Source organism: Pseudomonas sp. GW822-FHT01E03, assembly GCF_058802985.1.
Map to the genome: position 1 here is coordinate 79,828 of NZ_JBXAOQ010000010.1, position 12,888 is coordinate 92,715.

Annotated in this window: 12 protein-coding genes; 6 read left to right on the top strand and 6 right to left on the bottom strand. The window is 60.7% G+C overall.

Features of this window, described 5'->3' with window-relative positions:
• Positions 1-3 precede the first annotated feature (3 nt).
• A complete protein-coding gene (locus tag AC1RP7_RS20240; protein ID WP_007973513.1) occupies positions 4-1,215 on the top strand; it encodes a pyridoxal phosphate-dependent aminotransferase in 1,212 nt (403 codons plus the stop codon).
• A gap of 316 nt (positions 1,216-1,531) precedes the next feature.
• Entirely contained in the window at positions 1,532-2,422 is an 891-nt protein-coding gene (htpX, locus tag AC1RP7_RS20245) for a protease HtpX (protein WP_007973520.1), read from the top strand.
• A gap of 181 nt (positions 2,423-2,603) precedes the next feature.
• Here the strand turns inward: htpX and AC1RP7_RS20250 are convergent, their stop codons facing one another.
• Entirely contained in the window at positions 2,604-3,260 is a 657-nt protein-coding gene (locus AC1RP7_RS20250; RefSeq protein ID WP_218543376.1) for a thiopurine S-methyltransferase, read from the bottom strand.
• A gap of 102 nt (positions 3,261-3,362) precedes the next feature.
• Between AC1RP7_RS20250 and AC1RP7_RS20255 the strand changes: the two genes are divergently transcribed.
• Positions 3,363-4,130, top strand: coding sequence for a DODA-type extradiol aromatic ring-opening family dioxygenase (locus AC1RP7_RS20255; protein WP_340313495.1), 768 nt, complete (start codon positions 3,363-3,365; stop codon positions 4,128-4,130).
• Between the two features lie 169 nt (positions 4,131-4,299).
• Here AC1RP7_RS20255 and AC1RP7_RS20260 read toward each other — a convergent pair whose 3' ends face one another.
• Positions 4,300-5,973 (bottom strand): DEAD/DEAH box helicase, encoded by a 1,674-nt coding sequence (locus AC1RP7_RS20260; RefSeq protein ID WP_007973525.1) that lies wholly within the window; start codon positions 5,971-5,973, stop codon positions 4,300-4,302.
• A gap of 422 nt (positions 5,974-6,395) precedes the next feature.
• On the opposite strand from AC1RP7_RS20260, the gene AC1RP7_RS20265 reads away from it, so the two are divergent.
• Complete coding sequence (locus AC1RP7_RS20265) at positions 6,396-7,187, top strand: crotonase/enoyl-CoA hydratase family protein (RefSeq protein ID WP_218494463.1); 792 nt, start codon at positions 6,396-6,398, stop codon at positions 7,185-7,187.
• 106 nt (positions 7,188-7,293) lie between these two features.
• On the opposite strand, the gene AC1RP7_RS20270 is transcribed toward AC1RP7_RS20265, so the two are convergent.
• Positions 7,294-8,049: a spermidine synthase gene (locus AC1RP7_RS20270; protein WP_493181043.1), complete on the bottom strand. Its 756-nt coding sequence runs from the start codon at positions 8,047-8,049 to the stop codon at positions 7,294-7,296.
• Positions 8,050-8,199: 150 nt separating this feature from the next.
• Between AC1RP7_RS20270 and AC1RP7_RS20275 the strand changes: the two genes are divergently transcribed.
• Positions 8,200-9,546, top strand: coding sequence for a class II 3-deoxy-7-phosphoheptulonate synthase (locus tag AC1RP7_RS20275; RefSeq protein ID WP_150759484.1), 1,347 nt, complete (start codon positions 8,200-8,202; stop codon positions 9,544-9,546).
• 97 nt (positions 9,547-9,643) lie between these two features.
• On the opposite strand, the gene AC1RP7_RS20280 is transcribed toward AC1RP7_RS20275, so the two are convergent.
• Together AC1RP7_RS20280 and AC1RP7_RS20285 are read right to left on the bottom strand one after the other, a co-directional pair.
• Positions 9,644-10,873 (bottom strand): winged helix-turn-helix domain-containing protein, encoded by a 1,230-nt coding sequence (locus AC1RP7_RS20280; RefSeq protein WP_492588381.1) that lies wholly within the window; start codon positions 10,871-10,873, stop codon positions 9,644-9,646.
• Between the two features lie 64 nt (positions 10,874-10,937).
• Positions 10,938-11,153, bottom strand: coding sequence for a DUF1127 domain-containing protein (locus tag AC1RP7_RS20285; protein ID WP_008049076.1), 216 nt, complete (start codon positions 11,151-11,153; stop codon positions 10,938-10,940).
• Positions 11,154-11,248: 95 nt separating this feature from the next.
• Here AC1RP7_RS20285 and AC1RP7_RS20290 point away from each other — a divergent pair, with 95 nt between their 5' ends.
• Entirely contained in the window at positions 11,249-12,103 is an 855-nt protein-coding gene (locus AC1RP7_RS20290) for a LysR substrate-binding domain-containing protein (protein WP_057713818.1), read from the top strand.
• Here the strand turns inward: AC1RP7_RS20290 and AC1RP7_RS20295 are convergent.
• Positions 12,093-12,842: a sulfite exporter TauE/SafE family protein gene (locus AC1RP7_RS20295; RefSeq protein ID WP_057713817.1), complete on the bottom strand. Its 750-nt coding sequence runs from the start codon at positions 12,840-12,842 to the stop codon at positions 12,093-12,095. The genes AC1RP7_RS20290 and AC1RP7_RS20295 overlap by 11 nt on opposite strands.
• Positions 12,843-12,888: the final 46 nt, after the last annotated feature.

Consider the following 12,888-nt stretch of genomic DNA (forward strand, 5'->3'; position numbering starts at 1 on the left):
GCCATGCAGGTCAGCAAATCGAACAAGCTCGCCAACGTCTGCTACGACATTCGCGGCCCGGTGCTCAAGCACGCCAAGCGCCTGGAAGAGGAAGGCCATCGCATCCTCAAGCTGAACATCGGCAACCCGGCGCCCTTTGGTTTCGAAGCACCGGATGAAATCCTCCAGGACGTAATCCGCAACCTGCCGACCGCCCAGGGCTACAGCGATTCCAAGGGCCTGTTCAGTGCGCGCAAGGCCGTCATGCAGTACTACCAGCAAAAGCAGGTGGAAGGCGTCGGCATTGAAGACATCTACCTGGGCAACGGCGTTTCCGAACTGATCGTGATGTCGATGCAGGCCCTGCTCAACAACGGCGACGAAGTGCTGGTGCCAGCGCCGGACTATCCGTTGTGGACCGCAGCGGTAAGCCTATCGGGCGGTAACCCGGTGCATTACCTGTGCGACGAGCAAGCCAACTGGTGGCCAGACCTGGCCGACATCAAGGCCAAGATCACCCCGAACACCAAGGCCCTGGTAATCATCAACCCGAACAACCCGACCGGCGCGGTGTACTCCAAAGAAGTCCTGCTGGGCATGCTGGAACTGGCTCGCCAGCACAATCTGGTGGTGTTCTCCGACGAGATCTACGACAAGATCCTCTACGATGACGCCGTGCACATCTGCACCGCCTCCCTGGCGCCGGACCTGCTCTGCCTGACCTTCAACGGCCTGTCCAAGTCCTATCGCGTGGCCGGTTTCCGTTCCGGCTGGATCGCCATCTCCGGCCCGAAACACCATGCCCAGAGCTACATCGAAGGCATCGACATGCTGGCGAACATGCGCCTGTGTGCCAACGTGCCGAGCCAGCATGCGATCCAGACCGCCCTGGGTGGCTATCAGAGCATCAATGACCTGGTGCTGCCCCAGGGCCGCCTGCTGGAGCAACGCAACCGCACCTGGGAGTTGCTCAACGACATTCCGGGCGTGAGCTGCGTCAAGCCGATGGGGGCGCTGTATGCATTCCCGCGGATCGACCCCAAGGTCTGCCCAATCCATAACGACGAAAAGTTCGTCCTCGACCTGCTGCTCTCCGAGAAGCTGCTGGTGGTTCAAGGCACCGCTTTCAACTGGCCATGGCCAGACCACTTCCGCGTCGTGACCCTGCCCCGTGTCGATGACCTGGAGATGGCTATCGGACGCATCGGCGGCTTCCTCAAGTCCTACCGCCAGTAAGCGATCTGTCACCGTGCGACGTTCCCGAACGTCGCACGGTGATTCATCCGGCAACATTTGTTTGCATTGCGCCACTGACAGCCGCCTTGACCGCTGCCGGATCGCGCCTTGCCTGCTCGCGTCTAACAAAGGCGGGGCCTTCGACATGAATTGACTGACAAACACTTCCCGCATACTTGTCGGAAATGCCCTGCAAGCAGCTAGACTGTTGCCGTAGGACACAGTTTGAAATAGTCACCCGGTTGAATACCCCGGTGCAGCACCTTATATACCCCGCAGTACGCCACATCTTTAGCATGAGGAGATTTCTACAACCATGATGCGCATCCTGCTGTTCTTGGCCACTAACCTGGCGGTCGTGCTGATTGCCAGCATCACCCTGAGCCTTTTCGGCTTCAACGGGTTCATGGCGGCCAATGGGGTTGACCTCAACCTCAATCAGCTGCTGATCTTCTGTGCGGTCTTTGGTTTCGCAGGTTCGCTGTTCTCGCTGTTCATCTCCAAGTGGATGGCGAAGATGAGCACCAGCACCCAGATCATCACCCAGCCACGCACCCGTCACGAGCAATGGCTGCTGCAAACCGTCGAGCAACTGTCTCGCGAAGCCGGGATCAAGATGCCCGAAGTCGGTATCTTCCCGGCCTACGAGGCGAACGCCTTCGCCACCGGCTGGAACAAGAACGACGCATTGGTCGCGGTCAGCCAGGGATTGCTCGAGCGCTTCTCGCCGGATGAAGTGAAAGCCGTCCTGGCCCACGAAATCGGTCACGTGGCCAATGGTGACATGGTCACCCTGGCGTTGATCCAGGGCGTGGTGAACACCTTCGTGATGTTCTTCGCACGGATCATCGGCAATTTCGTCGACAAGGTGATCTTCAAGAACGAAGAAGGCCAGGGTATTGCCTACTACGTGGCGACCATCTTCGCCGAACTGGTTCTGGGCATCCTGGCCAGCGCCATCGTCATGTGGTTCTCGCGCAAGCGTGAATTCCGTGCCGACGAAGCCGGTGCAAACCTGGCCGGCACCGCCGCGATGATTGGCGCCCTGCAACGCCTGCGGGCGGAACAAGGGCTGCCGGTGCACATGCCCGACACCCTGAACGCCTTCGGCATCAACGGTGGCATCAAGCAAGGCTTCGCTCGCATGTTCATGAGCCACCCGCCGCTGGAAGAGCGCATCGACGCTCTGGCTCGTCGTCGGGGCTGATACACCCCACAGCAAAGCAAAAGGCCCGCAGCGATGCGGGCCTTTTTTTGTCTGCAGATTGCCGCGGTGCTCATTCTGGCCTCATCGCGAGCAGGCTCGCTCCCACACAGGTTCTGAGTCGCACACAAATTCACTGTGGGAGCGAGCTTGCTCGCGATGAGGCCAGTACAGCCAGCCACTATTACCGACTGGAAACCCGATAAACCCGCTCCTCAAGCCGCGTGACACCCGCCTCCAGGAATTTCCCGCTCTCGCTCAACACATCCTGATCTTCCAGGATCTTCAGCGCCCATGAGTCCCCGAACAACCGCCGCACCTCATCATCGAGCACAGCAAACGGCGGGCCGGGCATTTGCGCCTGGTCATAGTCCAGGGTAATCACCAGGCCATGGGACTCCTTCGGCAATATCCGCTTCAAATGGGCGGCGTAGCGCTCTCGCATTTCCGTCGGCAGCGCGATCAACGCCGCGCGATCATAAAGCGCGGAGCAGTCGGCCACATCGCCTGCCGTCAGCTCGAAGAAATCGCCGCACCACAGCTCAATGGAACCTGCCCGATAAACCTTGAACGGCCCCTGCTCACTGATGGCCGGATCAAAGCCATGTTCGCTGAAAAACTCCTCGATGGCTTTTTCCGACAGTTCGACTCCCAAGACCTCATGGCCTTGATGGGCGAGCCATAGCAAATCCAGGCTTTTTCCACATAACGGCACCAACACGCGTGTGCCTTCTTCAAGGCTTAACGCCGGCCAGAACCGCTTCAGATGAGGGTTCACCTGCGGCAGATGAAAGCCGATCTGGTTCGCCGCCCATTTCTTGTGCCAAAACTCCGGCTGCATAAATAACCCCGAAAATTCGATCAAAACACTCTAAAACTTATATTAGATTTAGATTAATGATCTGACTGAAGATGTTGCATCTTAACTCTCAGGAGCTCATTCATGTTCCCCAGCTTGTACATATCCCACGGCTCCCCCATGCTCGCCCTGGAACCCGGCGCCAGCGGGCCGGCACTTGCCCGCCTAGCCACCGAGATACCGAAGCCCAAGGCCATCGTGATTGTTTCCGCGCACTGGGAAAGCAATGAGCTGCTGGTCAGCGGCAATCCACAACCGGAAACCTGGCATGACTTCGGCGGCTTCCCCAAAGCCCTGTTCGAAGTCCAGTACCCGGCTCCCGGTGACCCACGACTCGCCGCCGAGGTTGCCGAACTATTGAAAACCGCTGGCTTTGCTGCACGTATCGACAGCAATCGGCCTTTTGACCATGGCGTCTGGGTGCCTTTATCGCTGATGTATCCGCTGGCAGACATCCCGATTGTCCAGGTCTCATTGCCCACCCGTGGCGGTCCCGCCCTGCAGACCCGTGTTGGCCACGCGCTGGCCAGCCTGCGCGAGCATGGCGTCCTGCTGATCGGCTCCGGCAGCATCACTCACAACCTGCGAGAACTGGACTGGCATGCCGGCCCCGAGAGCGTTGAGCCCTGGGCCCTGGCGTTTCGCGACTGGATGATCGACAAACTCGCAGCGAACGACGAAGCCGCGCTGCACGACTATCGCGCACAGGCACCAAACGCTGTACGCAATCATCCGAGTGATGAGCACTTGTTGCCGTTGTACTTTGCCCGAGCCGCTGGCGGGCAGTTCAGCGTTGCTCACCAAGGGTTCACCATGGGAGCGCTGGGCATGGATATTTACCGCTTCGGCTGACAGACAGACCGAGTCGCCCCCATCGCGAGCAGGCTCGCTCCCACATTTGATCTGCGGCACCTGTGGGAGCGAGCCTGCTCGCGAATGCCGCACCGCCGATTGAAAGGCAAAAAAAATCCCCGAACCAGTCGGGGATTTTTTATGTTCGATCAATCAGCCCGAGAGCGGATCAATCTTCGCGGTAGCGACGCAGCTTCAACTGCTTACCGGCAACGCGAGTGTCCTTCAGCTTGGTCAGCAACTTCTCCAGACCATCTTCCGGCAGCTCGACGAGGCTGAAGCTGTCACGCACCTGGATGCGACCGATCGCTTCACGCGCCAGGCCACCTTCGTTGAGGATGGCGCCCAGCAGGTTCTTGGCGGCGATACCGTCACGCGCGCCCAGCGCGGTGCGGCAACGTGCACGGCCTTCGCCCAGTGGCATCGGAGCGCGACGCTCGCGGTCACCACGCTCAGGACGATCACCGGAACGCTCTGGACGATCGCCACGCGGTGCATTGTTCGGCACCAGTGGACGCTCTTTCTCGATAGCGGCCAGGTTCAGCGCTTGACCGTTGGTAGCCTTGCGCAGCAGGGCTGCGGCCAGGGCACGCGGGCTGCAACCGATGTCGGCGGTCAGGCGATCGAGCAGATCACCGTGGGTCGATTCGGCTTCAGCCACCAGCGGCGACAGGCTGTTGGTCAGCTTCTTGATGCGCGCATCCAGAACGGCTTGAGCGTCCGGCAGGCGAACTTCAGCAACCTTTTGACCGGTTACACGCTCGATCACTTGCAGCATGCGGCGCTCACGCGGAGTCACCAGCAGCAGTGCACGACCTTCGCGACCGGCACGGCCGGTACGGCCGATACGGTGAACGTAGGACTCTGGATCGTACGGCATGTCAACGTTGAACACGTGAGTGATGCGCGGAACGTCCAGGCCACGAGCGGCAACGTCGGTCGCCACAACGATGTCCAGACGGCCATCCTTGAGGGAGTCGATCACGCGCTCACGCTGGTTCTGGGCGATGTCACCGTTCAGCGCAGCGGCTTTGTAGCCTTTGGCTTCCAGGGCACTGGCCAGGTCCAGGGTCGCTTGCTTGGTGCGCACGAACATGATCAGGGCGTCGAAATCTTCCACTTCCAGCAAGCTGAGAACGGCCGAAGTCTTCTGGTCAGCGTGAACCAGCAGGTGAGCCTGCTCGATCGCGGTAACGGTCTGGGTCTTGCTCTGAATCTTGACGTGCTTCGGATCGCGCAGGTGGCGTTCGGCGATGGCACGGATCGATTGAGGCAAGGTGGCCGAGAACAGTACGGTCTGACGGGTTTCCGGCATGGCCTTGAAGATGACTTCCAGGTCGTCCATGAAGCCCAGCTTGAGCATTTCGTCGGCTTCGTCGAGAACCAGGTGGTTCACGGTCGCCAGTACTTTTTCGTCGCGACGCAGGTGGTCGCACAGACGGCCCGGAGTGGCGACAACGATTTGTGCGCCATTACGGATTGCTTTCAGTTGTGGGCCCATCGGCGCGCCGCCGTAGACAGCCACAACAGTCACGCCCGGCATTTGCTTGGCGTAGGTTTCGAAAGCGGTTGCAACTTGTAGCGCCAACTCACGAGTTGGGGCCAGGATCAGAGCTTGCGGCTCGCGCTTGGACGGATCAATGCGGTGCAGAATTGGCAGGGCAAAGGCAGCGGTTTTACCGGTACCGGTTTGCGCCTGACCAATCATATCGTGACCGGCGAGAATGATCGGGATCGACTGCTGCTGAATGGCCGAAGGCTCTTCATAGCCGGTAGCGACTACTGCAGCGACAATATTTGGATGAAGTTCAAGAGCGGCGAAGCCGCCGATTTCCTGGGTCATGGGTCTGCCTCTAAGTGCATCCGCAAAGACCCATGCTCCAAAGCTGCACATGCCGTGTTGAGACTCAAGAGTCGCCCTGGCAGCTTTGTCGGCGGGGATTTGCGAAAACGAATGAATGAAAAGAATCGTCAAGGAAGAGTCCGCTGGGCGGACGTGCAGCCGAAGCTGGCTTCGGGGAATTGCGCTACCTAAACGCGGCCCGGTTAAAGGCCGGCGCGCACTATACCGGAATTCGCCCAAAAAGGGAGCTTTTTTTATCGGAAATCCACCGGATACACCGTTGTGTAACAGGCTTTGCGAATAATCGGTCAGCCGTCTATTTTTCAAAGGCCCGGCCCTGCGGGTGATAGCGCTAAAACGGTTCACCCTTTGCCGTGCAGACCGCCGGTCTGGCACGCCTTCCCCACCCCGAGGACCGCTCCATGAATCAGCCCAGCTCCAGTCGAGTCAGCCGCGAACGGCATGGTCATGTGTTCCTGATCGGTCTGGATCGGGTGGCCAAGCGCAATGCCTTCGATCTCGACCTGCTCAACGCGTTGAGCCTGGCCTATGGCGAGTTCGAAGCCGACAGCGAGGCGCGGGTGGCGGTGGTGTTCGCTCATGGCGAACACTTCACCGCCGGGCTCGACCTGGTCAATGCCAGCGTCACACTGACAGATGGCTGGCAGGTTCCACCCGGCGGCTGTGATCCGTGGGCGGTGTTCGCAGGTCCCAGGGTCAGCAAACCGGTAATCGTCGCCGCCCAGGGCTATTGCCTGACCATCGGCATCGAGTTGATGCTGGCCGCCGACATCAACCTGTGCGCCAGCAACACCCGGTTCGCGCAGATGGAAGTGCAACGCGGAATCTTCCCGTTCGGCGGTGCGACCCTGCGCCTGCATCAAGTGGCCGGCTGGGGCAATGCCATGCGCTGGTTGTTGACCGGTGATGAATTCGACGCCCGTGATGCCTTGCACCTGGGTCTGGTGCAGGAGGTCATGGCCAGTGAGGACTTGCTGCCCCGGGCGATTGAACTGGCCGAACGGATCGCCCGTCAGGCACCGCTTGGCGTGCAGGCGACGCTGATGTCTGCGCGACAGGCCCGGTATGAAGGGGAAACCGCGGCGGCACAGGCGTTGCCGCAGTTAGTCAAGAAGTTGATGGCTACCGAGGACGTCAAGGAAGGTGTGCGGTCGATGGTGGAGCGACGGCCGGGTGTCTTCAAAGGGCTTTAGCCTTGTATTGCCAGTAAGAAAGCTATCGCGAGCAAGCTCGCTCCCACAGGGGATCGCGGTCAAATGTGGGAGCGAGCCTGCTCGCGATGGGGCCATCACTGACAACTCAGGTAGCCGGGCGAATCGCCTTGATCAACGAATCCAGCGAGTACCCCAACCGCGGCGCCAGCGCTTCGGCGCGGCCGATCAGGCCGTCCATGTCCAGTTCCTGGTCCAGCTCCGACGGCACGATCAGAATCACGTTGCCCTCCTTCACCGGCAGCTCCCAGTAATGTCGGTGATACAAACCGCGCAACAAGGCGGCGCCCAGGGGTTTGCCATCGTCGGTCGCCCACTGATTGATGACCAGCCAGCCACCCGGATTCAATCGCTTCTGGCAGTTTTCCAGAAAGCTCCATGCCAGATGACCGACACCCGGACCGACATCGGTATAAAGGTCGACGAAAATCAGGTCGGCCGACTCAGCGGTGTCCAGCAGTTCCAGCGCATCGCCAACGCGGATGTACAGGCGCGGATCGTCATCCAGCCCCAGATATTCAATAGCCAGGCGCGGTACGTCCGGGCGTAGTTCGATGGCTTCGACATCTTCCAGCGGCAGGAACTTGAGGCAGGCCTGGGTCAGCGTCCCGGCACCGAGGCCGAGAAAAAGCGCACTTTCCGGTTGCTGGTGGCACAGCGCACCAATCAGCATCGCCCGGGTGTAGTCGTACTCGAGCCAGCTCGGATCGGCAGTGAACACGCAGCTTTGCTCGATGGCATCACCGAATTCGAGAAAACGGTAATCGGCCACTTCCAGCACACGAATCACGCCGAACTCGTCCTGTACCTCGGCGAGCAGATGCTCGACGCGCTCCTCAGTCATTTCATCTCCTGATCGTCACCGGGGCCGGCAACGCAATAACACCGCGTGTAGAAAGCGGCAAAGGCGAGATTGTCGGCGAAGCGACGGGAACAGGTCACGCACTAATTTGCTGATAACATGGAGGTCCGAGCGAAAACACTAGAGACCGTGATGAGCCAACCCTGGAGCCCTGACAGCTGGCGCGCCCTGCCGATCCAGCAACAACCCCGATACCCCGACGCCGCGCATCTGCAGCAGGTCGAGCAGACCCTGGCCAGCTATCCGCCACTGGTGTTTGCCGGTGAAGCCCGGGAGTTGCGCCGTCAGTTTGCCGAGGTGACCCAGGGCCGCGCGTTTCTGTTGCAGGGTGGCGACTGCGCCGAAAGCTTCGCCGAATTCTCCGCGGCGAAAATCCGCGACACCTTCAAGGTGTTGTTGCAGATGGCGATCGTGATGACCTTTGCCGCCGGCTGTCCGGTGGTCAAGGTCGGGCGCATGGCCGGGCAGTTCGCCAAGCCCCGTTCGGCCAATGACGAAACCATCGATGGCGTGACCTTGCCCGCCTACCGTGGCGACATCGTCAACGGCATCGGTTTCGACGAAAAAAGCCGCGTGCCGGACCCGGAACGCCTGCTGCAGTCCTATCACCAGTCCACCGCCACCCTGAACCTGTTGCGTGCATTTGCCCAGGGCGGTTTTGCCGATCTGCACCAGGTGCACAAGTGGAACCTGGACTTCATTGCCAACTCGGCGCTGGCGGAAAAGTACAGCCACCTGGCCGACCGTATCGATGAAACCCTGGCATTCATGCGCGCCTGCGGCATGGACAGCTCACCGCAGTTGCGCGAAACCAGTTTCTTCACCGCCCACGAAGCGCTGCTGCTGAACTACGAAGAAGCCTTCGTGCGTCGCGACAGCCTGACCAACGACTACTACGACTGCTCGGCCCACATGCTGTGGATCGGCGATCGCACCCGTCAGCTGGACGGCGCCCACGTCGAATTCCTGCGCGGGGTGAACAACCCGATCGGGGTCAAGGTCGGCCCGAGCATGAACCCGGATGACCTGATTCGCTTGATCGACGTGCTCAACCCGCAGAACGATCCGGGTCGCCTGAACCTGATCGCACGGATGGGCGCGAACAAGGTCGGCGATCACTTGCCGCAGCTGATCCGCGCCGTCCAGCGCGAAGGCAAGCAGGTGCTGTGGAGTTCGGACCCGATGCACGGCAACACCATCAAGGCCAGCAGCGGCTACAAGACCCGCGACTTTGCGCAGATCCTCGGCGAGGTGAAGCAGTTCTTCCAGGTACACGAAGCCGAAGGCAGTTATGCCGGGGGTATCCACATCGAAATGACCGGGCAGAACGTGACCGAGTGCATCGGTGGTGCGCGCCCGATCACCGAGGATGGCTTGTCGGATCGCTATCACACCCACTGCGACCCGCGGATGAATGCCGATCAGTCGCTGGAGCTGGCGTTTTTGATTGCTGAAACCTTGAAGCAGGTTCGGCGCTAGATTTTGCTTCTCTGATAGACCGCCATCGCGAGCAAGCTCGCTCCCACATTGGACCGCGCTCCCCTGTGGGAGCGAGCTTGCTCGCGAAGAGGCCAGCTCAGCCACCCTCAATCTGTGCCAGTGCCACCCGCAACCTCGCCGCACTCGCCCGCGGGCAATTCAGCTGAACCTGCGCCAGCCCCAGCCAATCCGCCATCTGCCGCAGATTGACCGCCAACGCCAACATCCCCTCGTCATCCAGCCCCGCCTCCTCCTCATGCACCGCATGCACCGCCAAACGGCCCACCCCCCGTTCGGCGCGCAGATCGACTCGTGCGGCAATCCGTTCGTTGTGCAAAAACGGCAGGACGTAATAGCCGTACACCCGTTTGTCCGGCGGCGTGTAAATCTCCAGCCGATAGCGGAAATCAAACAGCCGCTCGGTCCGGCTGCGTTCCCAGATCAGCGAATCGAACGGCGAGAGCAAGGCACTGGCCACGACTTTACGCGGCACTTTTGGCTCGGGCAGACAATAGGCCGGTTGTCGCCAGCCCTGCACTTCGCAGGTCAGCAATTCCCCGGCCTCGACCAACTCGGCCAAACGTGGACGACTGTCCGCAGGGTTCAAGCGGAAATAGTCACGCAAATCCTTCTCCGTACCGACCCCCAAGGCCGTTGCCGCATGCCGCAACAGGCCGCGCTGGGCCTCGTCTTCACTCAGGACGGGGTGCGCAAGCACCGCCGAGGGAATCACTCGCTCCGGCAGATCGTAGAGCCTTTCGAATCCGCGCCGTCCGGCAACAGTCACTTCACCGGCAGCGAACAACCATTCCAGCGCATGCTTTTCCGCGCTCCAGTCCCACCAGGGGCCGGCCCGTTCCTGACGGGTCGACAGGCTGCCGGCCCCCAGCGCGCCCTGCTCCTCGACCGAGGCCAGCACCCGGCGAATTGTGTCCTGTTGCTCACGACCGAAGCGCGCCAGCTGCTGATAAATATCCTCGCCACGTCTGGCACGCTGCATGCGCCAGCGCATCAGCGGGAACATGGAAAGTGGCAACAACGAGGCTTCGTGGCCCCAATACTCGAACAACGTACGGCGCCGGCCCTGACTCCAGGCAGCCTGGTCGAGCAAATCGGAGGAGTAGTTACCGAGGCGGGAAAATAGCGGAAGGTAGTGCGAACGCACCAATGCATTGACCGAATCGATCTGCAAAATGCCCAGCCGTTCGATCAGGCGATTGAGCGCAACAGCCTTGATCGCCGCTGGCGGCGACCGCCCGTTGAACCCTTGGGCGGCCAGCGCCAGACGCCGAGCCTGTTTGAGGGTAAAGGACAACGTTGCGGGCATGGGTGCCTCCTTGTCTGCTCGCAACCTACCTCACCGGTAAGGGGTTTGTGTAGCGTGGCATTCATCATTTATGCATCGGGTCATTCCAGAACGGCTTGATCGACTCGTTCTCCACATCCGCACGGCTCATGCCGATGTCCTTGAGTGCTTCGTCGCTCAAGCTCGCCAGCAATTCGCGCTCGCGATGCAATTCGTACCAGCGGCCGACCTTGTGCAGCAGATCGGATATCACGTGAATCGAGTGTTTTTCTGATCCTTGGAACTCATGTTGACCTTTCATCTTGTTGCCCTCCGTTTGGATGGCTCCAGTCTCGCGCCGGGTCTAAGATCAATCCAACGAATGTTTCTGATGTCACATATCTCGGAGATTGATGGATGTCCGCCTACCCGAGTATCGATACCGAAGTCTTGCGCACCTTCGTCGCCATCGCCGACCAGGGCGGCTTTACCCGCGCCGGGGAATTGGTCAACCGCACCCAGTCCGCCGTCAGCATGCAGATGAAACGACTGGAAGAAGATGTGCTGCAGCGTCAGTTGTTCCAGCGCGACGGGCGGCAGGTGCGACTGACGGCTGAAGGCCAGGTGCTGCTCGGCTATGCGCGACGCATCCTCAAGCTGCACAGCGAGGTCTTCAATACGTTGCGTGAGCCCGACATGGTCGGCACGGTGCGTATCGGCACGCCGGACGATTATGTGATGCGGTTCCTCCCGGGGATTCTGCGCCGGTTTGCCCAGTCTTACCCGCTGATTCAGATAGAAGTGCACTGCGAATCATCCAAACAACTGTTGATGCGCCAGGACCTCGACCTGTCAATCGTGACCCGCGAACCGGGCAGCGAAATCGGCCAGTTGTTGCGCAAGGAACGCTTTGTCTGGGCCGAGGCACAATGCTACAGCGCCCACGAGCAGACGCCGCTGCCACTGGCGATGTTCAACAGTGATTGCTTCTGCCGCCAGTGGGCCTGCAATGCCCTGGATGCCCGGGGGCGCGATTACCGGGTGGCGTACAACAGCGACAGCCTGTCGGCGATCATGGCCGTGGTCAGCGCCGGCCTGGCCGTCACGGCGCAACTTGAAAGCCTGATCACCGCGGACATGCGCATCCTCGGTGAGGCCCAGGACCTGCCGCTGCTGCCGGAGGCCAGCATCATGCTCGTGCGCAACCTGCATAACCCGTCACCCATCACCGAGTGCCTGGCCGAGCACATCATCGAAGGCTTCAAACTTTGAAGGCGAGCATCACCGCACAGAACACCAGGAACCCGCAAAACAGCCCGCGCAGCAGCCGCTCCGGCAATGCGTGGGCAACCTTCACGCCCCAACTGATGCTCATCAGCCCACCGACCGCCAAGGGCAAGCCGATCACCCAGCTGACCTGATGGTGCGCGGCGTAAGTCACCAGCGTCACCCCCGTACTCGGCAAGGCCAGCGCCAACGACAGCCCCTGCGCAACCACTTGGCTCGTGCCGAACAGACTGGTCAGCACAGGTGTCGCCACCACCGCGCCACCCACGCCGAACAGCCCGCCCATCGTGCCGGATGCAGCGCCAAGCAGGCCCAGCCAGGGCCATGAGTAGTTCATCTGCGAAGCCGGCGGAGCACTGGCGGCGAACATGCGAACGAGGTTGTACGCCGACAGTGCGATCAGAAAGGCGACAAAGCCTATGCGCATGGTTTGCGCATCAATGCCCACCGCCCAGATCGACCCGAGCCAGGCGAAGCAAAACCCCATGATGGCCAGCGGTAACGCGTGACGCAGTTCGATCCGGATGCGCTGATGATAGCGCCACAGCGCCAGCATCACGTTCGGCACCACCATCACCAGCGCGGTGCCTTGGGCAATCTGCTGATCGAGCCCGAACAGCACGCCCAGCAGCGGAATGGCGATCAGGCCGCCGCCGATGCCAAACAAACCGCCGAGTGTGCCCAACGCAGCGCCGAACACCAGATACATCAAGAACTCAATCACAGCATTTTCCCCGTTGCCGTCAGGCCTTTGATCCTACGCAGTTGCT